Below are 23,588 nucleotides of genomic sequence, written 5' to 3'. Positions count from 1 at the left end.
CACGTGTTCATAAAAGATTCAAATAACTTAGCTAATTTAAAAATGCCCAAACAATGAAAAATGGAGAGATCATGAAAATAGAGATGCTTGGTATTGGTAGCGCTTATAGCTGCCAATGGACCAATGCCGCATTGATGATTAGAACAAGCCAGAGCAGTTGGCTGATTGATTGTGGTCCGACCGTACCTCAGGCGCTATGGCGCCAAGGCTTAACGATCGACCAACTCGATGTGATCTATTTCACCCATATTCATGCTGATCACTGTTTGGGACTGCCTGCTTTATTGAACTATCTCAACAGCCATGGCCGACGCAAGCCACTGACGATTATGGCGCAACCCACTCAACAGGAATTGCTGCAAGCAATGTTACCCATTGCCTATATTGGCGAATCACTTGGCTTCGTCATCCACTGGCAGGATATTGCCGAGTCAGGACAACAAGGGGAATTGGTCTATGCCAGCGCACTCAGTGATCACAGCATAAGTAACCGTTCACTATGGCTGGAAATCGATGGCTTTAAGCTTTTTTATAGTGGCGACGGGCGACCCACAGCAGCAACCATTGCGCTGATGCAGCAAAGCGATCTCATCATCCACGAGTGTGGGATGCTTGCCCCCACGCCTTTACCAAACGGCCATGCCGATCTGGCGCTGCTAAGCGACATTGCCAAAACCACAGCCAGTACACCATGGCGACTGTATCACTGCCCTGATGAGCGCCGATTGGCTCTTAACAAGGCCCTAGAAGGACGCTCAAACTGGGCGCTTGCAGCGCAAGCCGTTCTCGTTGAAAACGGGCAAATCAATGACTAAACGCAGCATAACTGCTCAAGATGTCGCCAACCGCGCTGGCGTTTCAAGAGCCGTGGTCTCGCGCACGTTTTCTAATAATGGCAGCGTGGCACAAAAGACTCGCCAAAAAGTGCTCAGTGCAGCCAAAGAACTGGGCTATCAAGTGAATATGCTCGCTCAGAGTCTCAATCGCCAGCGTAGCCAACTGATTGGTGTTATTACCGCCGGTCAAACTGACCCCTACCGCAGTCAGTTGCTCGAAGATCTAGTTCGCGCCATTCAGGCACAGCATTTTCAAGCGCTGTTATGTGATGTATTAAGTGACGACGACTTAGCCAGTACACTCACCAAGCTCACCCAATTTCGCGTCTCCGGTGTGATTGTGACATCCGGTCACCCTTCTGCCGAACTGGTCAGTGAATGTGTCAAGTTAGCCATTCCCGTAGTGGTGCTTAATCGGCAGACTGACCTACCCCAGGTTGATGAAATTACCTCCGACAATGCGCAAGGCGCTCAGTTAGCGGCATCATACTTAGCAGGACAAGGCTGTCGGAATCCGCAGTTTTTGGGCATTGAACACGGAACTTATTCAGCGCAAGTACGCTTGTGTGCTTGGAACCAGTTACAACCTAGCCAAGCGCTCATGGCATCATCCAGCGGTTATGAGGGTGGTGTTGCGGCAGCGCGACTCGCCTTGCGCGATGGATTAATATTTGATGGTCTGTGGTGTGCTAATGACCTCCTCGCTTGTGGATTTTTTGACTGTGCACGCCACGAGTTCCATCTGAGCATACCCAAAGCATTTCACCTTGTCGGTTTTGATGATATTCCCGTTACTCGCTTTACCAGCTATCAACTCACCACACTGCGACAAGATAGCCAGCAAATTGCCGCATTAGCCCTAAAACGTCTCGGCGAACGTGCGCAGCAAATGCAACTGCCCAAACGCATCGATAAAGTCAGCGTGAAGCTCATCAAACGCGCCACTTAGATGACCCCCGATTAAAAAAGGCCCCTTTGGGGGCCCTAAGCGTAAAATAAATACTTAAACTTAACGGTAAACCATACCACCATCTATTAATGGTGCTTGTCCGGTCATATAGTCCGAATCAGGCCCGGCAAGATAGCTAACAAAAGCGGCAACATCATCAGGTGTTTCAGCACGCCCAAGGGCAATCCCATTCACATATTTATCATATGTTTCACCTTTCGCTGCACCAGTGAGATCAGCAAAGCGTTGATCGATCTCTTCCCACATGCTGGTACCCACTACTCCAGGGCAATATGCATTCACGGTGATGCCTTGACTGGCATATTCCGCGGCTGCCGCTTGAGTTAACCCGCGCACGGCAAATTTAGTTGCCGAATAAACGCCCAACATGGCAAAGCCATTATGGCCGGCAATCGATGATGCATTGATAATCTTGCCTTTGTGACCCAACTTGATCAATTTTGCGGCCGCTGCCTGAATTCCCCACAAGGTGCCTTGCACATTAATTTTGAAGATTTTGTCAACTTCTTCTGGCGTCACCTCAGCCAACGGATTAACTTGACAGATACCCGCATTATTAACCATGATGTCAAAGCCGCCGAGCTCTGTTTCAGCGTGTTCAACCGCTGCATAGATCTGCGCGCGATCACTGACGTCAGCTTTAAAAGTGGTCACTTTACGACCTAATTCTTTGACCTCTTCAGCAACTTTTTTAAGGTTATCTTCATTGAGATCGACCAAGGCAATGTCAGCGCCATCTTTTGCTAAGCGCAGTGCAATGCCGCGGCCAATTCCTTGACCGGCCCCAGTGACTAATGCGACTTTTCCTGTAATAGCCATATCTATCTCTCCTATGGATTTATGGATGATTCTGTTCAGAACGAAGGTACGGATATCGTTCAATGCTCTATTAATGAATCAAATTGAGTGATATTTCGTCAAGCTAACACCAAAGCGTCAGCCATCAATAGGGACTTGAATGGCAATTAGCGCTGTTTCGCAAAAGGCTCGAGATAAATCTGCGCCAATATCCTGATTCAATCGCTGAACTGAGTGACAAATCAGTATTTCAGAATAAGCAAATAATAAACAGGGCTAATGTCGAAGATGTGCTTAAATTAGTGTGATGCTATCGGCAAGTGTGAACTTAAACCCAATTACTTTGAAAAATCTCGCGAATGTAGTCTTTAAGCATGCAGACAGCTGAGGATATGTGTGGTTGAGTTTGCAAAATCACTTGGTATTGATCCAGCGGCGGTAATCCAACGACTGCAGGAACCTCAACCAAACCATCGCGCAGCATACTTTTGGGTAGTGCCGCAATCGCTAGATCTGCCATGACAGCCGCCTTAACCCCTTCAGACTGATCACTACTGTAACTCACACGGTAATTGAATGAGGTTTCATCAAGTGCTGCCAGCGCCGTCTCACGCCACAGACAACCACGACTATCTAAGGCCAAAGGTAGTGGTGTCTTTTGATAAGCTCGTCCCTCTTTACACATCGCCCACACCAACGACTCGCTATAAACAACTCGCCCGCTTTGCCTACCCAGGCCAATATTACCAGAGACAATCATGGCCAAATCGAGCGTGCCTGCTTCTAACCGCTGCATCAACTCCTGACTAGTCGCGACCACCACATGGATCTGCAAGTGTGGGTGTGTTTCAGCACACTGACTGAGTACCTTTGATAAATATTGTGAATCAATACAAGAGCTGATGCCAAGATTGATTTGCTGCTCGACAACTGGCTCTCTAAAGGCATTTACCGCCTGCTGATTAAGCTGTAACAACTGCTGAGCATATTGTAATAGCCGCTCTCCGGCCTCAGTTAATCGAACCTGACGCGATGAGCGCTCAAACAGTTGCTGATCGAGCAGCTGTTCAAGGCGTTTGATCTGCATGCTGATGGCGCCAGGCGAGCGAAATACCTGCTCAGAGGCTTTAGAAAAACTACCGGTTTGAGTAATTGCGACAAACGAGCGCAGCAGATCCAGTTCGAGCAAGGGGAAGTCGTCCATCATTATCACCAACCATTATTTAGAAACACTAAAGAATAGATTCATTATTTTTAGTTTTTCTAAACATGTCAACCTCGCTAATCTAATCCCTGTCGCGACACCAACGAGCTAATATTTCAGCCTTTGCAAGAAAGGGCCATCACCCAGGAGCCAGATGATGTCGATTATTCGAGATTTCAACTACGCCTATCCCATCAAGCAGCTTTATGAATTGTTCATTCACATGCGCGAACAGCGCAAAATCGCCCGCCAGCGCCGACGGACATGTCAGCAACTGGCCAAGTTATCACCACAATTACGTCAAGATATTGGGGTAACACCAGCCAATTTAATCACCCAGCAACGAGAGGCTCATCACGCTGACGCGCCCCCTAAAACAACCGCTGACAGTAGTCAGCGGTGTACTCAAAGCAAACAATGATATTTTTCGTTAACGCTGCTCATCTGGACGCAGCGTTAATATCTCATACCCATTCTGGGTCACTAAAATAGTATGTTCCCACTGCGCGGAAAACTTTTTATCGCGCGTCACGACCGTCCAACCATCTTTTTTGGTTTTCAATTTTGGGCCACCTTGGTTGATCATCGGTTCAATGGTAAAAATCATCCCCGGTTGCAGCTTTATCCCAGTTCCCTGTTTACCATAATGCAGGATCTGGGGTTCTTCATGCATTTCACGACCCACGCCATGACCACAGTATTCGCGCACCACGCTGTAACCAGCCGCTTCGGCATGCCATTGAATTGCATGACCAATATCACCTAACGTGGCACCTGGTTTAACTTGCTCAATCCCTTTGTATAATGCTTCGTACGTTTTTTGTGTCAGCCGCTTCGCAATAGGCGACGCATCCGGCATCACATACATCTTGCTGGAATCGGCAATTAAGCCATTTTTTTCAAGCGTAATATCAAGGTTCACAATATCACGCCCTTTGAGCCTATATTCACTGGGCATACCATGACAGATCACTTCATTGACCGATGCATTCAGTACATAGGGATAGTCATACTGTCCTTTGCTGGCCGGGCGAGATTTGAGTTCATTAACAATGTAATCTTCCACCCGATCATTGATCGCCATAGTCGTCACACCTGGCTTAACAAAATCATCCAGCATCGTAAATACGCCCGCCAGTAAGCGACCCGACTCGCGCATTCGTTCAATCTCTTCTGCCGTTTTTATCACAACTTGTTGCTTCATAAATTTCTCTCATTCCTTATTTGCTCGCTGACGCAATCATTCGATGATCGGGTATCGATTGTTCTGAACGCATCCACAGCCGGTCACTCTTACAATTAAAAGAAGGATTAATTGCATTTATTGAATGTATTATACATTTATTTAACAGGGTTTAAATTATTTATAATCATCCCCATGATCCTTGCCACTGCTTTTCAATCGGTTCAACTTGCAAAAAATATGTATCAAATTAACTCCATCTAAAACAGCAATTCTCGCCTTCAGAGACCGTCAAATAGCCAACAGTCTTTGTCTTTGACGCTATCATTTAACGAATAATAATTGCAAATGATAATCATTTTTGTTTTCATTAACACTTCTGTTTAAATCTGTCGTCATTCACTCAATTGCGCAGTCAATGTGCCTCATCCAAGCACAGACAGATATAGAAATCGTTGGCTCCTTTGGTCCAAACATCACGATTAAATAAAAAGGTCGGTCTTTAACCATGGACGACATTCAATAATCCCAAGACTAAGCGAAGCCAATTTATTTGTTTCACTCATTCACTTTTTTTGACACGTAACAAGGAAAACCATTCATGCTTTCTCAGACTGACATGCCTTTGAGACTGATGCGTTACTCAACATTAACTACAGCCTTACTACTCAGTTTATCGGCGCATGCTAAAAATCAAACGAAGCCACCGCAAAAACTGGATAAATACGTCGTAACCGCTAGTGTGATTGACCGCTCAAGGGTGAGCGATGTTAAAGATTATGCGGGCAGTCGAACGGTGCTTAATCGCACTCAAATTCAAGACACAGCGTCGCAGTCGATTGATACCGCTCTACAAAGTGTTCCCGGAATTAAAATTCAAGACGAAACGGGTACCGGCGTTTTGCCCAATATTTCGGTACGCGGGTTAAAAGCAAGTCGTAGTGGTTACGCGCAATTTTTGATGGACGGCGTCCCGTTGACTCTCGCTCCTTATGGTCATACCGGGCAATCGGTTTTTCCTGCAACACTTTCTAATATCGATCGCATTGATATCGTTCGCGGTGGCGCTGCAGTGCAATATGGCCCGAACAATGTTGGCGGGGTGATTAACCTCATTACCAAACCGATTCCAAATGATTGGCAAAGCGAGATCAACACTCGATTGACCGTATTTAAAGGGGGTGACACACCGCTGAAAAACATCTATCTTCGCACGGGGGGCTGGCTGACTGACACCTTCGGTATTCAGCTTGAAGGCAATGTTGTCAAAGGCGACAGTTTCCGTAAACACTCAGATACCGCTGTGAACAACTATCAAATCAAAACAGATTGGTTAATCAGCGATACCCAAGAACTACAAACATTCTTACAACATTATCGAGCCGACACTGAAATGCCAGGGGCTTTATCACCGAGTGCTTATCAGCAAGACCGTCACCAATCACAACGTCCTTATGATCACTATCGCGGCCGCTCAACCCGCTGGCACGCCAAGTATACCCATGATTTACAGTTAGCTAACGGGGCAAAATTTGAACTACTCACCTTTGGACATCGCTCTGATCGTAACTTTAAATGGGGATATAACCAAACCAGTCAATTTTGGTCAGATCCACGAGTTGCCGCAACGGATATTCGCACCTCACCGCGCGAATTTACCGTCTATGGCGTTGAACCTAAGATCGCAATTCATATGGGAAGCAAACAATCCGTTTCACAAAAGTTGATCATTGGCACCCGCTATGTTCATGAAGAGATCGGCTATCAACTCACCCAAACGCCACTCAATGGTGGGGAAACAACTATTCCGCGTAATTGGCATCTGCGCACACGTGCTTATGCAACGTATCTTAGCAATCAAATTGGCCTGATGAATGATCGCTTGAAAATCACCCCCGGACTACGCTTTGAATCAGTGCATATGCACTTTGATGACATTGGCAAAAGCCAATCTCAAAATAATACTATCAACGAGCTACTGCCTGGATTAACAGTAAGTTATAACTTAACCGATGATTGGGTCACTTATACCGATGCACAGAAATCACTGCGTGCACCACAAATTTCATCGATTCGAGGAAAAGGTAACAAAGGGGGTGAGCTATCATGGAATTATGAAGTTGGCACGCGTTATACCCATGAGCGAAACTCGTTTAATGTGTCGTTGTATCGCATTAACTTTAAAGATCAACTGCAATGGGAAAGCGCCTCACAAACCTTTAAGAATATTGGCAGCACTCGCCACCAAGGCGTTGAAATGAGTGGCCGTTACTCGCCAGAAAGACTACAAAAACTCAGCGTAGGGCTAAGTTATAACTATCTGGATGCCACATTACGAGAAGGCGTGAACAAAGGTCATCAACTCGCGGATAGCTCCAGACATCAGCTCTCTTGGGATGCAAGCTACAACATTGTAGGTTACGATACCACCGTCTCAGGCTACTACTTTAGCCACGCCTACTCCGATGATGCCAATACCAAACAAGAAGATGCAGCCGGATCAAAAGGCAGGGTTCCTAGCTATACCGTATGGAATCTGAATATAGGCAAAGAGCTCTATCACGACAAAACCAGTGCGCTCAAGCTCAATGTGTCGGTCAACAATTTATTTGATCGTGACTACTATTTCCGCGGCATCGATACCAGCCCAGTAGGGCGCTATCCTGCCCCAGGGCGCTCCTATACGTTCGATCTGAATTATACATTCTAATATACAACTTAACTGAGCCAGCCCATGCTGGCTCAGTTGGACAACTTATCCTCACTCAAGTTAGGTCTTATCAAAGGCCATCACTTTAGGTTTAATACTGTCTCGTTGCACCAAAGTTGGTTCCAGTTCAATCATCGTTGCGGGCATATCGGGATGTTGAATTCGTTCAATCAAACGATCCACAGCTTGCTGACCCATACGATACTTGGGTTGATGAATCGTGGTCAGTGCAGGGACTAAATATTGCGCTAATTCGATATCATCATAGCCGATAATCGATAACTGCTCGGGCACCCGAATACCCAGCTCAGCGCAGCGATGCAAGACCCCCATCGCCATCATATCATTACACACAAAGAGCGCATCAGGGAGCATCCCTCGCGAATGCAGCGTCATAAAGGCCTGTTCCCCACCTTTACAATCAAATGAACCACTGGCGATCCACTGCGAGTTAACGGGCAACTGCGCATGTTGCATCGCTTGATGAAATCCGGCCAACCGCCGAGAAGCCGTATGTCGATTTAAAGGGCCCGTTAAGCAGCCAATCTGGGTAAATCCTTGGGTAATCAGATGATGGGTGGCTAGATAGCCGCCTTGAAGTGAATTATCTCGAATTTTATCGCTATATTGAGCCTCAGGTCCCCAATCCATCACTACTGAGGGGACGGCTAATTGACCACCATTAAAGGGTTCTAATGATGGGGTATCCAACTCGCCACACATCAATAACAAACCATCCACGCGTCGTTGCAGCAACATCTGAATGTTCGCTTGCATGCGCTTCAAATCCCCTTCTGTATTACACAAAATCAAGTGATAACCACGCTCATAGCAGCGCCTTTCAACCCCTTTAAGCACTTCAGCAAAAAATGGATTGCAAGATGTAGTTAATAACATCCCTAACGTTTGAGTAGAATTTATTTTTAGGCTACGCGCGAGTGCTGATGGTGAATAATGCAGTTCTTGCGTTGCAATTTTGACTCGCTCGACGATCGAATCACTCACAAACCGTGTCTGATTTAGCACATGACTCACCGTTGAGGTGGACACACCAGCGCGGCGAGCCACATCTTTCATGGTTGCCATAAGTCGAATTCCTCATGGCTGATTAACACGATGATTCAGTTAAAAATTCGCTCACCTGAGCGCGACTCGGTATAGAACTTTGTGCACCAAAACAAGTGACGGATAAAGCTGCAGCGCCATGTGCAAAGCGCAGCGCTTGTTCGAGCGTTTGGTCATTTAACAACTCGGTAATCAATGCACCGTTAAAGGTATCGCCTGCGGCTGTCGTGTCGACAGCTTTGACCACAAACCCTTGGCTTAAGTAGCCTTGCCCTTGCTCACTCACCCATGCCCCTTTACGACCCATGGTAATAATCACTGTATGAACACCTTTAGCATGCAGTATGCTCGCGGCTTGCTCAGCACTCGCTTTATCCACAACATGGACACCCGTTAATTGCAGCGCTTCCGTCTCATTGGGCGTGATCATATCCACCAATGCAAGTAACTCATCGCTTAAAGGTTGGGCTGGTGCTGGGTTTAAAATCACTTGAGTGCCCGCTTTTTGCGCTGCTTTGGCCGCGCTTAATATGCCATCTAACGGCGTTTCAAGTTGCATTAATAGTGCATCAGCATCGGCAATTGCAGGTAAATATTGGGTTACTTTTTCAGCCGTTAACTGAGCATTGGCTTCAGCGGCGATACAGATACTATTCTCGCCTGATTTAGACACTTGGATCATCGCCAAGCCAGTGGCCTGATTCGGTTGTATCATGACCATCGAGGTATCGATGCCATCTTGGACAAACTGAGTCACCATCTGTTGACCAATCGCATCATCACCGACACAAGCGATAAAACTAACTTTGCCGCCTAAGCGCGCGGCTGCAACGGCTTGATTCGCTCCTTTGCCACCGGCGACAATTTGGTAGTGATGCCCATGACAAGTTTCACCTGGCTTGGGAAAATCCTCCACATGCAATACGTGGTCGGCATTCACACTCCCCAATACAACTAACTGTTTCATGACTGATCTACCTTATTTCTGTTACTCAACGCCTATCAGATAAGTCACTGGTGCAAATACACCAGTGACCAAAGAGCTTACTTGGTGATTAATTTTAATGGCACAGGAATATCTTTAGGAACAGATTGACCGTCCAAAATTTTCTTCGCCACATCCACGCCTATCTTACCAATTAACTCAGGTTGCTGGGCGACAGTTGCTGCCATTAAGCCACTTTTAACAGCTGCAATACCATCTTTTGTGCCATCAAACCCAACGATCACTAATTTTTTACCTGCAGCACGTACCGCGCGCAGCGCGCCCAAGGCCATTTCATCGTTTTGTGCAAACACGGCTTTGGCATTAGGATGTGCTTCAAGTAAATTCTCCATCACATTGAGCCCTTTCGTCCGATCAAAGTCAGCAGGTTGACTCCCGACCACATCAAGTTGATTAGCTTTCACCGCACGAGCAAATCCTTCACCGCGTTCGCGAGCGGCTGATGTACCTGGGATGCCCTGTAATTCAAGGACTTTAGCGCCTCGACCAACTTTATGAGCAATAAAGTTGCCGGCCATCTGCCCACCTAAAACGTTATTAGAAGCAACATGACTAACTACCTCACCATGGTTAGCTCCACGATCCAACGTAATGACTGGGATATGGGCTTTGTTTGCTAAGCGAATGGAGTTACCCACAGCATCTGAGTCAGTTGGGTTGATTAACAACACTTTGACCCCACGAACCGTCAAATCTTCAACATTAGAGAGCTCTTTACTCGGATCATTCTGTGAGTCAAGGACAATCAGGTTATAGCCTAATTTTTTAGCTTCTTTTTGTGCCCCTGCTTTCATACTCACAAAGAAAGGGTTATTTAAAGTCGACACCACCATCGCCAATGTATCTTTGGCAGATGCAGCTGTGCTAAAAGATGCAGCTAAAATAGCTGCTGACAGTACGGTTGTTATCTTTTTCATCATCATTACCTTTTGTAGAGTTTCTACACTATTGCGTATAGTGCTGCTGTATAGAGCAATATACATCTGGTTTTTTCGTTTAAAACTGAGAAAGCATTTCATTTTTAAGGTTATTTATTTTTGTTATCGACTAATACTGCAAGCAAAATAACGACTGCTTTGGCGATCATCTGAAAGTAAGAAGAGACATCTAACAGATTCAGCGCGTTATTTAAAAAACCGATAATCAACGCTCCGACCAATGTTCCCATCACCCGTCCTTTACCACCCATTAAGCTAGTGCCACCCAGCACCACTGCCGCAATCGCATCAAGCTCATAGCCAGTACCGGCTGTTGGCTGCGCCGACGACAGACGCGATGTAACGATAATGCCGGCCAGCGCCGCTAGCATACCGCTGATGGCATACACACCAATTTTGACCCGATCCACATTGATACCTGACAATCGTGTGGCCGCTTCATTGCCGCCCAGCGCATAGATATAGCGACCAAAGCGAGTATGGTTGAGCACATACCAACCAGCGCCAAAGGTAGCCAACATTAACCAAATCGGCATAGGGATACCCAACAAATAACCCGTACCGAACCATGAGAAAGCGTTGGCAAGCGGATCAAAACCATTAGAGATGGGCCGCCCCCCCGTAAAGACTAATGTCACCCCGCGCAGTAGTGTCATTGTCACAAGCGTTGCTATGAATGCCTGTACTTTGCCTTTAGCAATAATCACCCCGCTTAGGGTGCCCAAAAGTGCACCGGCGGCTAAAGTTCCGATCACGGTTAATGCAAGAGGCACATGCGCGTTGATCATCGCAGCCGCAAACGCGCCGCATAAAGCGAGCACAGAGCCAACACTTAAATCGATCCCGGCGGTTAAAATGACCATGGTCATCCCAACGGCCATGATGGCGTTGACAGAGGTCTGTCGTAATATGTTGAAAAAGTTATCCAGCGTGAAGAAGTTTGGACTTAAAAAAGAAACCACGACAATCAACAGCAGTAGTGCGATTAACGACTTTTGATCGATCAGCCACTGTTTGAGCTGGCCTTGGCTATTGGACGTTTTTACTGTTGAATTACCGTTCATGCTACAACTACCTCATCACTGGTTTTACCGACGGCACATGCCATTAATTTTTCTTGATCGGCTTGATTGGCTAAAAATTCACCACAAAGATGCCCTTCATGCATCACCACAATGCGATCACTCATGCCAAGGATCTCGGGCATTTCAGAGGACACCAAAATAATGCTCATCCCCTGCTGTTTAAATTCATTAATCAATTGATAAATTTCTTTTTTGGCACCAACATCCACGCCTCGCGTAGGCTCATCAAGGATCAACACTTTGGGGCGCGTCATCAGCCCTTTGGCAATCGCTACTTTTTGCTGATTTCCACCCGATAAAAAGCCAACTAATTGATCCCGAGAAGGTGTTTTGATGTTGAACCGACGAATAAAGTTATCGACACGCTCACGTTCACTCTTATGTTTTAACTGACCACCGGGGTAGCTAAACGCCGCTAATGCACACAGTGACATATTTTGTTTCACAGGGAGATCCAACACTAACCCATCCCCTTTGCGATCCTCTGAGATATAGGCGATCCCATATTTGAGACCATCGGCTGGTGTTTTAGGAGAAATACGTTGCCCATTAAGCGTGATTATTCCGGCTGTTTTGCGTGTAGCGCCATAAATGAGCTTCATCAATTCAGTTCGCCCTGCCCCCATCAGCCCACTAACACCTAAAATCTCACCTTCTCGCACAAATAGACTCACCGATTTAACGCCAGGCCCACTTACATTTTCCAAGGCTAAACAAACCTCCCCTGATTGCAGAGACAAACGGGGATACTGCTCTTCAAGGCGCCGACCGACCATCATTTCAATCAAACGGTCTTCGTCGATGTCGGTAACGGGTTGTTCACTAATAAAACGGCCATCACGCAGAACCGTCACATCATCACAAATGGTAAAAATTTCTTTTAAACGATGGGATATATACACAATGCCACAACCACTTTGACGCAGTTCGCGAACCACATTAAAAAGTGACTGGGTTTCCGAATCAGTGAGTGCATCCGTTGGCTCATCCATGATGATGACTTTGGATTCGAACGAAATCGCTTTAGCGATCTCAACCATCTGCTGAGTTCCCAAACTTAAACGACCTACGGGGGTATTAGGACTTGCTTTGATATTTAACCGATCCAGTAGCTTTTGAGCTTGCTCACGCATCACGCTCCACTGAATTTTCCCCATCGAGTTGGTCGGCTCACGACCTAAAAAGATATTTTCGGCAATGGTAAGTTCACCGATAAGATTCAACTCTTGATGAATAATACTGATCCCCGCTAACTGCGATTCTCTTGGGCCAGTAAACTGAACGGGGTTGCCCTGATAACGGATCTCACCCGCGTCTGGTTGATAGATCCCAGTCAGTACTTTCATCAGTGTTGACTTGCCGGCGCCATTTTCTCCCATTAACGCCATTACCTGACCCGGATAGACCTTTAACCCGGCTTGGCTAAGCGCCTGAACACCAGGGAATCCTTTATCAATACCCGATATTTCTAAAATCGCCTCTCGCATCACTCTCTCCTCGCTTAAAACGCGACACCCGCTTGTAAGATGACATTGGCAAAAGGCGTACATTCACCTGTTCTAATCACCGCTTGGCTTAATTGACTGCGCTGTTTTAGGTCCTCGTGAGTGATCCACTGTTGATCAATATGGCACCGATGAGTTTGCTCATAACGGCCGATAACACCTTGTAATTGCGCATAAAAATCAGGGCTCTGGTCACGTGTTTGTTCGGCGATAAAAATTCCCTCAACTACCATTTCACTGAGAATCGCTTCTAACGTTGAAATAAAATCGGGCAAACCAGGCGTTACCGCTAAATCAATTCGTTGCACGCCAGTTGGAATTGGAAGCCCAGCATCGCCCACTGTCACCTCTTGGGTATGGCCTAACTTGGCGATGAGATACGAGATTTCACTGTGTAACAAAGGTGACCGTTTCATAATTTTCCTCAAGCAATTAGCTCATCAACAAAGTGAGTTAAACGTTTGCGCAAACGTTTCGATGGTTACTTTATGAAGAAAATCAGCGCATGTATTAAAAAACATACAAATTTGTGATCAAGGCCAAAATGTGTTACAAAATTTTAATAAGTTGATCACATTTTTATAGTTATGTGTCCATCTACGGTTGATTTTTGACTCAAAGTTGACCAGCCCACAGATTCTAGTGCAAAAATGTGTCCCACAGATGAACGCTCGGCAACTTGTCAGAGCGCACCGCCGATCTGATTCGCTATGATGGTCTGTTAGGCTAGGATGCCCGTTCATTTTGCGTTTCCAAGGCGATTTTTACAGCTGGCAATTTTGCTTAAACTATTCACCGTTAAGCAATAGTTAATAAAGCGATACGCATAAGTTATTAATATTTAACTTATTATACGATTTAGGGGTAAACTGACTATTCATTGGATATGAATAGTCAGTCACTCTCAGATTACTGCGATGACTTATCACTCACCTGATTCTGCCCTTCACAGCCAATGAGTTATTTGCATGACGATATTCATCCCTTTCATAAATACTAATAGATGCTTTATCGCATGACCTTAGCTGTAGCATGCAAAACAAACACAACATGGAGAAAAAATGATGTTTAAGAAAACACTGCTCAATGCTGTAGTACTCTCCACACTATTGAGCGTACCCAGTGTCTATGCCGCCAATGTTCCAACAGGCGTTCATCTGGCCAAAAATCAGTCAATTGTGATCGATAACAAAGCTGAGCCTGAAACGCTCGATCCGCAGCTGATTGAGGGCATGCCAGCGATGCACATCGCCGTCCAGCTATTTGAAGGATTAGTCAACTTAGATGCCAACGGCAAGGTTACACCTGGGGTTGCAACAAGCTGGGAAAACAAAGGCAATAAAGAGTTTATCTTCCACCTTCGGCATGATGCGAAATGGTCAAACGGCAAGTCAGTGACTGCACAAGATTTTGTCTATGCCTGGCGTCGCTTGGTAACGCCAAAACTTGCATCTCCTTATGCTTACTATTTGCAGCTTACTGGTATTGATAATGTTGATGCGATCGTTAATGGCAAAAAGGCACCTGATACCTTAGGTGTCAAAGCTATCGACCGCTATACGTTAAAAGTTACGCTCGCCAAACAAGTCCCCTATTTCGTGAAAATGATGGCTTGCACTGCAGTCTTCCCAGTTTACCCCCCGGCCGTGGAAAAATGGGGCGACCAATGGACTCAGCCTAAGCACATGGTTTCTAATGGCGCTTATAAACTCAGCAAATGGGTCGTCAATAGCCAAATTGTCATGACACGCGATCCTGACTACTGGAATAATAGCAAAACGGTCATTAGTAAAGTGACGATGTTGCCGATAGCCGACAGTGTCGCCGCCATGAATCGCTATTTTGCAGGTGAAATCGACATTTCTAAGTTTCCTGTCGAACAATATAAACACCTAAAAAAAGACGATCCTAACCAATTGCGCATTACCGGTGCACTCGGCAGCTATTACTACAGCTTTAATATGAAAAAAGCGCCATTTAACGATATTCGGGTTCGTAAAGCGCTGTCTTATGCCATTGATCGCAATATCATCACCAAAGACATATTGGCTCAAGGGCAATTACCCGCCTATACCCTCACTCCCGCTAGCGTCGATGGCTTTACACCACCCACTCCCGCTTATGCGACATGGAGCCAAGCAAAACGGCTAAAAGTCGCCCGTCAATTAATGTCAGAAGCAGGCTATGGGCAACAAGGCAAGCACTTAAACGTGACCATTCTCTATAACACAAACAATATCAATAAAAAGTTGGCACTGGCTATTGGCCAGATGTGGAAACAACTAGGTGTGAATGTCCATTTAGAGAACCAAGAGTGGAAGAGCTATCTACAAACACTACAACAGCAGAAGTTTGATGTTGCGCGAACAGACTGGTATGGCGATTACAATGAGCCATCCACGTTCTTAAGTCTGCTCACTACAAATAATGTGCAAAACAATCCGAAATATGCCAACCCTAAGTATGACGCTTTGATTAACACAGCAATGCATACCGCTAGCGTTAAAAAACGTGCCGAAGACTATCGACAAGCAGAATTGCTATTGGCTAAAGATATGCCAATTGCCCCCATCTATCAGTTTGTCAATGCACGGCTCGTACGACCCACAGTCGGCGGCTACCCCATGCATAACGCCATGGATCAGTACTATGTCAAAAACATGTATATGAAGGCGAAATAACTCAGCGCGTTAATTAAGAATACGAGCCCATTTAAGCGGGCTCGTATTCTTTAAAGAGTAAGAAAGAGCGCGCTTAAGCCCTAGATGATGGCGAACTTTATCATCACAAACACCACACCAATAATACGCGCTCAAATAACGGCTACTCAGAGACGACCTAAAAGGCAAGAATAGTCCGCCGCCGCCGACCTTAATATGATAAATGCCCAGCATCGCCATCAATGAATAGAGCCACATCTAACAGATACGTCAATTCATCCGTAGCCATACACAGACCGCTTTAGCCAGTTCCAATGGCGTTCTCATCTAATTTAATGGGATCAAGAATTTAACCTCGTCAGCTAGGCTTATTGCTGTTTGAGGATAAGTTAAATTTGCTAAATAACGCACGCCAATTTTTGCAGGCATGTGAGCCAGATAATAGCGCCAAAGAAAAGTTAGCCTATGACAACTGGCAGAACTTAACACAACATTTCGACAAGGAACGGATAGCAAGCGGGATAATGTAATCTTCTGCTCAAAAAAAACGAGGGGAAAATACCTTGATATCTAACCATTTTCATTGCTGGGAACCGGGTCGTCATCATCTGTTTGCTCGTTTTTTAAAGCACTATTTCAGTTAAACTCCCCAACCCTTTATTGTCGGTATCTGATAGCCCACTAAATTTTCAATATAGGCTTCAACGTTGACTTGATGCCTTGCGATTTTAAATTGATGAGCAACGTATTGATGGTGGCTTTGTTGATCTTGCCATAAAGAGACGACCATATATCGGTCAGGCTCTTCATTGAACTTGGCGACATAGCCACCCAACATCCCTGAACAAGAAGCCATTGTAGGATTCCAAATGCTTAGCTGATCGTTGATGAATAGCGGCTTACCATGTGGTTTAAGTGTACAGTCAGCGATACGGATAAAACCAATATCACTTAGGTTGAAACATCGCGATGCGGATATCATATGCTCAACCGTGAGGTAATGAACAAAACATTGTTGATACGTCTGCATCTGGGCAGTACTTTCTACAATACTGTCATGCATTGATAACATAAAATCATTCACAAGACGTTGATTCTCCCAGATGGAGAGAATAACGGCATGAGAGTTTTTATTATTCCAGCCACCATACTGTGAAATAAACCCATTACATTGCGATACGGATGTCCAAGCTTTCTGTGCTTGAGAGAATGCACGTTCTTTTCCAGGAACAGGTATACATTCTATGAACTTAACTATCATAATAGTGATCCTTTACCGCTGCCAATGCTCTCTTTGAAATTCATTTGTTTTTATGAAAAAATCACAGCTTAGCCGAGTCGACAAGATTGATCGACTCTGTTTTCAAAGTTGCATATGTTTATAATACTCACTAAAACCTGTGAGTATATTTGTAATAGCAATTGACGAAATAATTAATCCCATGACTCGGCTTATAATACTTGCCCCGCTACTACCAATAAGTCGAGCAATCGAACCAGACAGTAACATTAAAACATAGACCAATACTAAAACAGATAACATAACCAATGCGGTTTGAATTTGCTCAAAGATATCGAATACTGCATTTTTTGTTAATAGCACGGCTGCCAACATCGCGCCAGGACTTGCTATTGAGGGAACCGCCAGAGGGAAAATAGCTGTTTCTTTATGCGATTTTTCTAAAAGTTTTATTTCTTCTTCAGGTTTACTGTCGCCAAATATCATATTTAAAGCAAATAGAAACAAAACAATTCCTCCCGATATTTGAAATGCAGAAAGTGGAATAGATAGTGCTTTTAATATGATCTCGCCAATGACGACAAAAAATAATAAAACACACGCTGATACAATGGTGGCAAGCAATGCCACACGAGACTTCGTTTTTTGATCATATTTAGCTGTTACCGCTATAAACACTGGAACAGTTCCAATCGGATCTATCACAGCAAAAAAGGTTATAAAAACAGCTAAAAAATCTATCATTTACTTTTTTATCCAAAATTGAGAAAAAATAAAAAACCATGTGACCGGTAAGTCAGTTGGTGCTGTTTTGCCGCTTTTTAGCACACACCGTATTAACGATAATAGCTCCGGATGCAGCAACTTGTATGGCTAATCGCTTACGAATCAGGGTAAAGTGAAGCACCAACTTTAGCAGCCTAGGCTTTCTATGGGAGCGTTTAATTACAGGTTAACGACTCGCCCAGGCAAGCAGTCACGACAAACCAACTTTCCCCATAACATCGAAAATCACTCTCTGAATCATAATTTACGCAAGCTTACACGAGTGATTTCCCTTTCGGCGGTTCAAAACTCACTATATACCGTCGATATCAAATAAGTAAATTTTGCCGTCTCTCAAAATACTCGGCAGATGAATCTTCTTAGGTTGGCTCTACGCCAACAAAACGCGACCTTGCATTAATCATCCATTTTTAATTCATGTGCCGCAAGAATGTATGAGCATTTATCCATACTCTATGCTATATCGAAAATAGCTGGCACGGATCTGTATCAATGTGCCCTTTAGACCAGAGCCGCCAAATAGGCATATAACTGCGGATGACAGTGACATCGGATCTGCGTAAGAGAGCACTAAATCGCTCCTTTGGCACGCGAGGATATGCGGATGTTTACTGTGCCACCCACTCTCGCTGGTGATACTTCCATATGTGCTGTTGCTCGTCTAACTGATACATAAACAACCAGCCATTATTGACTAATGCGGCCACATCCTGATGACGTGTCATGATGGTTTCCAACGCAGCTTTCGGGGCTTGAATAAAGGCACTGAGTCTTATAGGTTGATGGCGGTATTGTTTGCCATCATGGACAGACTGTTTAGACAGGCCAATGCGCAGATCGCCACCGTTCCCTTCAAACACACCAATATGTCCGCCCACCACATTGTGCAGTAACTTATTGCCGCTGCCATATTTTTCTGGTGCAGTGACAGAAGCATAGTACTGCAGGTTGATCCAGTTCATTACCAGCAAGGGCGCGGTCATGATCTTTTCGAGTTGGGTGAACTCAGGGTCCAGATCGGCATGGTACTCATGCAGAAACACCCGCCCGGCAAAGTCAAGATTACGCGTGAGGCTGCGGGGGGCAATAAACGCGCCCGCGTTGTTGCACAGGCCCCATTCGGGACGCATCTGTGCCCAATTAGTGGCACGACGTTTAAAGAAGCGACCCAGGTCGTGAGCTTTGGCTGACTCGGCAAACTGGCTGGCCCGTTGACTCCTAGCCTGCTGACACGCCACAATAATCCAGTCTCGCCACTTCGCCTGCGGGGCATCGAATAGGTTTATTTCGTCCGTTGTCGTGTTGTGCAGGGCAGCGTAAAACTGCGTATCGTCCGGCACGTGAACATCAAACTGGGGCATAGCCGCCCTGACCGCGGGATCATTCAGCAGACTGGTCAGTACTTTGACATTCACTTCACCCGTCTGTCCGCCACAAGCTCCGCAATCAAGGCTGGATGAAGTGTGGTTGTTACAGGTCTGGCTTCCATGGCCGGTCAGCAATACCACCTTGGCAAGGCGTTTGCTAATGCCCATCGACTTAAGGATACCTGCCCCAAGTTCTGCCTTATCGATGATCGCCAGTTCTTGTTGGTTACGCTCTAATCGCCATAATTGATTGCCGCGAATATCACGGTTAACAGGATGATCGCTACCATGCTGCAATATCACCCGTTTGAATAGACTAATCAGTTTAAGTAAACCGCCCGCCTCGACCATCCCTAGCGTTGACGATGGTTTTTTCAAGCTGTTTTGCCAACCCAATTTGGTTAACCGCAAGATACGTTCTGGCCGTTTTTGGGTTTGTCTGGCAACCAGTTGAGGCGCTAGCAACCCCGGTAGCTGCGGCCGCAGGATACTGCCATCATAGCTTTGATAAGCGATGGGAATCCCAAAAAAGCCAGCAAAGCCAAGTGTTTCAAGCTGCGAGCTTTGTGCTTCCAACGCACGGCGCATCGGCTCGGAACGAACATCAATACAGAACACAGCTTGCAGTTCAGCTCTGGTCGGCTCTGCGACTGGTTGCACCGTTTTTACCTGCTCAATCCACGGGGCCTGCACACTGAGTTCTAAAGCGCGCTGCCATAGCCACATTGGTGCGAGCTGTTGTTCAGCATGCCAATAGTAACTCTCAATATTGTCTACTTGCTGCTGAATAACCCGATTGATCTTGGCTGCAACCTCGCCATGTTGCTGCACCAACCACTGCATCAACACGGTGTCCCAGGCGAGCAAGATGGCCATCAACCCCAACGCTTGCGGTATAGCGACTGGTTGTTTGGCTAGCCCCGTCTGCCAGTCTAACCAAGACTGCCAACCAGCCCATCCGGACAATTGATGTAAAGATGCCCGCATAAATGCAGATGCGCCAGATTCGTGTTTCCAAGTACTCTGCCAGTTGTCAGTGACTTGCTCAAAAAGACCCTGAATATCATCTGGCAAGGCCCGCAAACCGGGTAGCAGATCCACACCCAGCAAAGTTTTAATACCTTTGTCGCGTGCAACCACTTCTAGCCAGCTTTGATAGAGGTGTTCACCATTTTTACCGTTGGCATCGAAGCGCTCCGGATACTGGTGATACAAGGCAATAAATTGGCTGACCTGCTGCACAATTTCCTGTTCCCAACTGTGCCCTTGCTGGCTGGGGATCATCTCATCCATCAGCATCGCCAAGGTTTTCCAGCGCATGGTCACGGGGATATCAGTGTGCCAAATATCCCGTTCTAGTTGCGTCTGTGTCAGTGATGAATGCAGTTCTGTGATTGCCTGTTGCAGATGCTTGGGTTGGATTTGCTTGCCCCAGAGTTCCCGATAATAACGTTTGTCCATCAACCCAGTTTCACCGGTAATAACCGCCTGCTCGGCAAAAACTCGAACAATGTTTTCGTGGCGCTGCGCCCACCATGGATTCACAGCGACCGTTTGATCCAGCGGCCAAACCGGGGCTACAGAGGCAGATACCCGCTTAGCGATAGCCATATAATCGTTCGCGCTCGGTGCTTCAATCATGATTTGGCCTCAGTGTTGATATGCCATTGCGTATGTTGCAATGCCAATAAATTTTTACTCGGCCAGAGTTTCAACGTCAACCGGGTGGCCCACTCATCAAGATAGGCACCGGCATTAAGCCAGATGAATAGATGCTTTATCCAGCCCACATGGGGCCAGTATTGAAGTGCCAGAGACAGTGCAAACAGGCTACAAAACAACAGTGCGACAAAACCATCGGCAGAGTGATTAAGTGGTGCATCAAGCCCCATCAAAACTGCTAGATGATGCTTAGCGATGGTATACAAGGTGAGTAACGCCGCTGCGAACATTAAAGTGATCGCCACGCATGCCAGACTGCCATGGTCCCAGCGGGTAACACTTGGCACAATTAAGGCGGCAAAGGCAAACCATACTAATACCGTTGCTGCCATACTGGTCATCATCGCAAATTGCCACTGTGCTATAGCGATTAACAACGCCGACAGCGTCATCGCTATAACCCAGTGGGAAAGCTTCGACTTAACCTCACCTGCCAGTTTTTCTGCCAGATAATGATTGACGGTGTTGCCACTATTAAGAAAGGAATATGATTTGTAGAAGGAGTGAGCAAATAAGTGAAGTAAAGCCATTTCGTAAAGGCCCAAGGCAATTTCGACCAGCATGAGCCCCATCTGCGAGCTAGTTGACCAAGCCAGTTTAACCTTGATGCTCATGCGAGTGGTTGTAATCAGCCCGGCAATGGTAGCGCTGGTTCCGGCTAATACCACTAGCAGCCAGCAAGCGGCACTGCTTGATGCCAGAATCGGCGCAAAAAACAGCAGCAAAATGCCACCCAGATTAACGATACCGGCATGCAATAACGCCGATACCGGCGTGGGGGCTTCAACCACCTGAATCAACCAGCCATGCATAGGTAGCTGTGCACATTTAATCAATGCCACCAGCACCAGTAACACAGCTGCCGTGCTCATACTCCAATTACCACGTGTCTGCTCAGCCTGCTGCACCAATATATGAATGTTAGCGGTATGGAACTCGTTGTAAAGAATGATGAATGCCACAGCCAGCAAAAGCTCGCTCAAACGGGCCAGCAGAAACTTCTTGTGAGCCGCCAAGTGGGCCCTAGGACGCTGCGGATAGAACAAAATCAACCGATGTAAACTCAAGCTGACCCCCATCCATGCCATCCAGAAAATAAGCAGATGATTACTAATAATCACCAACACCACAGCGCAAATGGTCATTAACAAGGCACGCAAGAATCGCCCTCGTTCCAACTCGCCAGAAAAAGCAACCCAGCTATAACGCACAATAGCAACCCCCAGAATGGCTATTAAACCAAGCAACATGAGCTTTAACGGTGTCACTAGAAATAGAGAAAACATGATACATCCCACATTTTTTATGTGTAGGGATCTTGCAGCACTCAATTTATTAAGTAAAATATATAATAATTAAGTAATCGTTCTGTTTTATAGAACAAAGGTGTCTCATGAGTCGTCTCAATTATCATCACCTTTACTACTTCTGGCAGGTTGCCCGTCAAGGCAACTTGACCAAAACTGCGCAGAACCTTCATATCTCGCAGTCGGCCCTATCCTCACAGATCAAACAATTAGAGGAATCACTCCATGTCAGCCTGTTTACCCGGCAAGGCCGAAAACTGCAGCTGACCGAAAGCGGTTACCATGCGCTGAATTACGCCAATGAGATCTTCAAAAATGGTGAGGAACTGGAACAATTGTTGACCAGCGGCACGGCGCTACCTAGCACCCCGATCCGCATTGGGATACTGTCTACTATTTCACGCAATTTCATTGAGCAATTTGTGCAGCCGTTGCTGGATCAAAATGACTGCCGGTTCTCATTGCAGTCAATGAGTCAGACCGGCCTATTGAATGCCATGAACGAGTTGCAGCTGGATATGGCGCTGACCAGTATTACGGTACATGGCTCTAACATCAACAACTGGCAAAGCCGCGTGCTAGCGCGCCAGCCCGTTGCAATCATTGGCCCACCCGGACTGGATTTAAAACCAGAACTTGGCGAAAGCTATCGCCATCGTCGCTGGATCGTTCCCTATGGCGAAAACCCGCTACGCACTGCCTTCAACTCTTTTGCCGCACAATATAAATTGGAACCGGAAATCGTTGCAGAATCAGATGATATGGCCATGTTGCGCCTACTCACGCGAGACATTGGGGCATTGGCCATCATGCCGGAGGTGGTCGTCAAGGATGAAATCGACTCAGGTGAATTGAAAAACTATATGCTACTCCCCAATGTTTATGAAAACTTTTATGCCGTCACCACGAAACGCCGAGTAGTACACCCGAAGGTTGGCATGTTGATCCGACCACTGAATTGAGACGGGATGAAAAAGCGTAAAAGAATGGGTTGAAATAAGGTGGGTTAGCTTTTGGCTGCTCATGACTTTTTAAAAGTTGCGGCTTGCGATAGTTCCGCCATCCATTGCAATTGGTATGTTTGATTTTTGGCCAAACCACTATACCTCGTTGCTATTCCGCTTTTTACACAACTACCAATAGTCTCTAGCGTTAAAAAAGCGCCAAAATTGTAAACAGTTAACAGTTCTATTGGGGGACTGTCTT

The 23,588-nt window shown here is 46.0% G+C and carries 19 protein-coding genes; 6 read left to right on the top strand and 13 right to left on the bottom strand.

Going from position 1 to position 23,588, the window contains the following annotated elements:
- Nucleotides 1-71 precede the first annotated feature (71 nt).
- Together ABUE30_RS00455 and ABUE30_RS00450 are read left to right on the top strand one after the other, a co-directional pair.
- Nucleotides 72-815, top strand: a complete 744-nt coding sequence (locus ABUE30_RS00455; RefSeq protein ID WP_408621671.1) for an MBL fold metallo-hydrolase — start codon at nt 72-74, stop codon at nt 813-815.
- Nucleotides 808-1,785, top strand: a complete 978-nt coding sequence (locus ABUE30_RS00450) for a LacI family DNA-binding transcriptional regulator (protein WP_408621670.1) — start codon at nt 808-810, stop codon at nt 1,783-1,785. Before ABUE30_RS00455 ends, ABUE30_RS00450 begins: the two co-directional genes overlap by 8 nt.
- A gap of 60 nt (nt 1,786-1,845) precedes the next feature.
- On the opposite strand, the gene ABUE30_RS00445 is transcribed toward ABUE30_RS00450, so the two are convergent.
- Entirely contained in the window at nt 1,846-2,625 is a 780-nt protein-coding gene (locus tag ABUE30_RS00445) for an acetoin reductase (protein ID WP_408621669.1), read from the bottom strand.
- A 307-nt stretch (nt 2,626-2,932) separates the two neighbouring features.
- Entirely contained in the window at nt 2,933-3,808 is an 876-nt protein-coding gene (locus tag ABUE30_RS00440) for a LysR family transcriptional regulator (RefSeq protein ID WP_408621668.1), read from the bottom strand.
- Nucleotides 3,809-3,965: 157 nt separating this feature from the next.
- On the opposite strand from ABUE30_RS00440, the gene ABUE30_RS00435 reads away from it, so the two are divergent.
- A complete protein-coding gene (locus ABUE30_RS00435; protein ID WP_408621667.1) occupies nt 3,966-4,229 on the top strand; it encodes a DUF1127 domain-containing protein in 264 nt (87 codons plus the stop codon).
- A 9-nt stretch (nt 4,230-4,238) separates the two neighbouring features.
- On the opposite strand, the gene map is transcribed toward ABUE30_RS00435, so the two are convergent.
- The gene (gene map / locus ABUE30_RS00430) at nt 4,239-5,012 is read right to left on the bottom strand and encodes a type I methionyl aminopeptidase (RefSeq protein WP_408621666.1); all 774 of its coding nucleotides are present in this window, start codon (nt 5,010-5,012) and stop codon (nt 4,239-4,241) included.
- 580 nt (nt 5,013-5,592) lie between these two features.
- On the opposite strand from map, the gene ABUE30_RS00425 reads away from it, so the two are divergent.
- Nucleotides 5,593-7,701 (top strand): TonB-dependent receptor family protein, encoded by a 2,109-nt coding sequence (locus tag ABUE30_RS00425; RefSeq protein WP_408621665.1) that lies wholly within the window; start codon nt 5,593-5,595, stop codon nt 7,699-7,701.
- A 60-nt stretch (nt 7,702-7,761) separates the two neighbouring features.
- Here ABUE30_RS00425 and ABUE30_RS00420 read toward each other — a convergent pair whose 3' ends face one another.
- From ABUE30_RS00420 to rbsD, 6 genes are all read right to left on the bottom strand, one after another.
- On the bottom strand, nt 7,762-8,787 hold the full coding sequence (locus tag ABUE30_RS00420) for a substrate-binding domain-containing protein (protein WP_408621664.1): 1,026 nt from the start codon (nt 8,785-8,787) through the stop codon (nt 7,762-7,764).
- A 22-nt stretch (nt 8,788-8,809) separates the two neighbouring features.
- Nucleotides 8,810-9,733, bottom strand: coding sequence for a ribokinase (gene rbsK / locus ABUE30_RS00415; RefSeq protein ID WP_408621663.1), 924 nt, complete (start codon nt 9,731-9,733; stop codon nt 8,810-8,812).
- A 77-nt stretch (nt 9,734-9,810) separates the two neighbouring features.
- On the bottom strand, nt 9,811-10,689 hold the full coding sequence (rbsB, locus tag ABUE30_RS00410) for a ribose ABC transporter substrate-binding protein RbsB (RefSeq protein ID WP_408621662.1): 879 nt from the start codon (nt 10,687-10,689) through the stop codon (nt 9,811-9,813).
- A gap of 110 nt (nt 10,690-10,799) precedes the next feature.
- Nucleotides 10,800-11,774 carry a ribose ABC transporter permease gene (gene rbsC, locus ABUE30_RS00405; RefSeq protein ID WP_408621661.1) on the bottom strand — a complete coding sequence of 325 codons (975 nt, stop codon included), beginning with the start codon at nt 11,772-11,774 and terminating at the stop codon, nt 10,800-10,802.
- Complete coding sequence (gene rbsA, locus ABUE30_RS00400; protein ID WP_408621660.1) at nt 11,771-13,282, bottom strand: ribose ABC transporter ATP-binding protein RbsA; 1,512 nt, start codon at nt 13,280-13,282, stop codon at nt 11,771-11,773. The genes rbsC and rbsA overlap by 4 nt, the downstream gene beginning before the upstream one ends.
- A 14-nt stretch (nt 13,283-13,296) precedes the next feature.
- Nucleotides 13,297-13,716, bottom strand: a complete 420-nt coding sequence (rbsD, locus tag ABUE30_RS00395) for a D-ribose pyranase (protein ID WP_408621659.1) — start codon at nt 13,714-13,716, stop codon at nt 13,297-13,299.
- Between the two features lie 645 nt (nt 13,717-14,361).
- Between rbsD and ABUE30_RS00390 the strand changes: the two genes are divergently transcribed.
- Nucleotides 14,362-15,981: an ABC transporter substrate-binding protein gene (locus ABUE30_RS00390; RefSeq protein ID WP_408621658.1), complete on the top strand. Its 1,620-nt coding sequence runs from the start codon at nt 14,362-14,364 to the stop codon at nt 15,979-15,981.
- A gap of 619 nt (nt 15,982-16,600) precedes the next feature.
- Here ABUE30_RS00390 and ABUE30_RS00385 read toward each other — a convergent pair.
- The 4 genes from ABUE30_RS00385 to ABUE30_RS00370 all read right to left on the bottom strand — a co-directional run bounded on the left by ABUE30_RS00385 (nt 16,601) and on the right by ABUE30_RS00370 (nt 22,361).
- Nucleotides 16,601-17,221, bottom strand: a complete 621-nt coding sequence (locus ABUE30_RS00385; RefSeq protein ID WP_408621657.1) for a DUF4937 domain-containing protein — start codon at nt 17,219-17,221, stop codon at nt 16,601-16,603.
- Between the two features lie 102 nt (nt 17,222-17,323).
- Nucleotides 17,324-17,944, bottom strand: a complete 621-nt coding sequence (locus tag ABUE30_RS00380) for a MarC family protein (RefSeq protein WP_408621656.1) — start codon at nt 17,942-17,944, stop codon at nt 17,324-17,326.
- 650 nt (nt 17,945-18,594) lie between these two features.
- Complete coding sequence (locus ABUE30_RS00375; protein ID WP_408621655.1) at nt 18,595-20,994, bottom strand: putative inorganic carbon transporter subunit DabA; 2,400 nt, start codon at nt 20,992-20,994, stop codon at nt 18,595-18,597.
- Nucleotides 20,991-22,361, bottom strand: a complete 1,371-nt coding sequence (locus ABUE30_RS00370) for an NADH-quinone oxidoreductase subunit L (RefSeq protein ID WP_408621654.1) — start codon at nt 22,359-22,361, stop codon at nt 20,991-20,993. The genes ABUE30_RS00375 and ABUE30_RS00370 overlap by 4 nt, the downstream gene beginning before the upstream one ends.
- 107 nt (nt 22,362-22,468) lie before the next feature.
- On the opposite strand from ABUE30_RS00370, the gene ABUE30_RS00365 reads away from it, so the two are divergent.
- Entirely contained in the window at nt 22,469-23,344 is an 876-nt protein-coding gene (locus ABUE30_RS00365) for a LysR family transcriptional regulator (protein WP_408621653.1), read from the top strand.
- Nucleotides 23,345-23,588 lie beyond the last annotated feature (244 nt).

The organism is Celerinatantimonas yamalensis (genome assembly GCF_046054155.1).
Taxonomy (GTDB): Bacteria; Pseudomonadota; Gammaproteobacteria; order Enterobacterales; family Celerinatantimonadaceae; genus Celerinatantimonas; species Celerinatantimonas yamalensis.
This window is presented reverse-complemented; position numbering and strand designations above follow the sequence as displayed.

Bases quoted from the DNA above. Each gene is read 5' to 3' on its own strand.
- ABUE30_RS00455 (WP_408621671.1), top strand. From the start codon at position 72: ATGAAAATAGAGATGCTTGGTATTGGTAGCGCTTATAGCTGCCAATGG.
- ABUE30_RS00450 (WP_408621670.1), top strand. From the start codon at position 808: ATGACTAAACGCAGCATAACTGCTCAAGATGTCGCCAACCGCGCTGGC.
- ABUE30_RS00445 (WP_408621669.1), bottom strand. From the start codon at position 2,625: ATGGCTATTACAGGAAAAGTCGCATTAGTCACTGGGGCCGGTCAAGGA.
- ABUE30_RS00440 (WP_408621668.1), bottom strand. From the start codon at position 3,808: ATGGACGACTTCCCCTTGCTCGAACTGGATCTGCTGCGCTCGTTTGTC.
- ABUE30_RS00435 (WP_408621667.1), top strand. From the start codon at position 3,966: ATGTCGATTATTCGAGATTTCAACTACGCCTATCCCATCAAGCAGCTT.
- map (WP_408621666.1), bottom strand. From the start codon at position 5,012: ATGAAGCAACAAGTTGTGATAAAAACGGCAGAAGAGATTGAACGAATG.
- ABUE30_RS00425 (WP_408621665.1), top strand. From the start codon at position 5,593: ATGCTTTCTCAGACTGACATGCCTTTGAGACTGATGCGTTACTCAACA.
- ABUE30_RS00420 (WP_408621664.1), bottom strand. From the start codon at position 8,787: ATGGCAACCATGAAAGATGTGGCTCGCCGCGCTGGTGTGTCCACCTCA.
- rbsK (WP_408621663.1), bottom strand. From the start codon at position 9,733: ATGAAACAGTTAGTTGTATTGGGGAGTGTGAATGCCGACCACGTATTG.
- rbsB (WP_408621662.1), bottom strand. From the start codon at position 10,689: ATGAAAAAGATAACAACCGTACTGTCAGCAGCTATTTTAGCTGCATCT.
- rbsC (WP_408621661.1), bottom strand. From the start codon at position 11,774: ATGAACGGTAATTCAACAGTAAAAACGTCCAATAGCCAAGGCCAGCTC.
- rbsA (WP_408621660.1), bottom strand. From the start codon at position 13,282: ATGCGAGAGGCGATTTTAGAAATATCGGGTATTGATAAAGGATTCCCT.
- rbsD (WP_408621659.1), bottom strand. From the start codon at position 13,716: ATGAAACGGTCACCTTTGTTACACAGTGAAATCTCGTATCTCATCGCC.
- ABUE30_RS00390 (WP_408621658.1), top strand. From the start codon at position 14,362: ATGATGTTTAAGAAAACACTGCTCAATGCTGTAGTACTCTCCACACTA.
- ABUE30_RS00385 (WP_408621657.1), bottom strand. From the start codon at position 17,221: ATGATAGTTAAGTTCATAGAATGTATACCTGTTCCTGGAAAAGAACGT.
- ABUE30_RS00380 (WP_408621656.1), bottom strand. From the start codon at position 17,944: ATGATAGATTTTTTAGCTGTTTTTATAACCTTTTTTGCTGTGATAGAT.
- ABUE30_RS00375 (WP_408621655.1), bottom strand. From the start codon at position 20,994: ATGATTGAAGCACCGAGCGCGAACGATTATATGGCTATCGCTAAGCGG.
- ABUE30_RS00370 (WP_408621654.1), bottom strand. From the start codon at position 22,361: ATGTTTTCTCTATTTCTAGTGACACCGTTAAAGCTCATGTTGCTTGGT.
- ABUE30_RS00365 (WP_408621653.1), top strand. From the start codon at position 22,469: ATGAGTCGTCTCAATTATCATCACCTTTACTACTTCTGGCAGGTTGCC.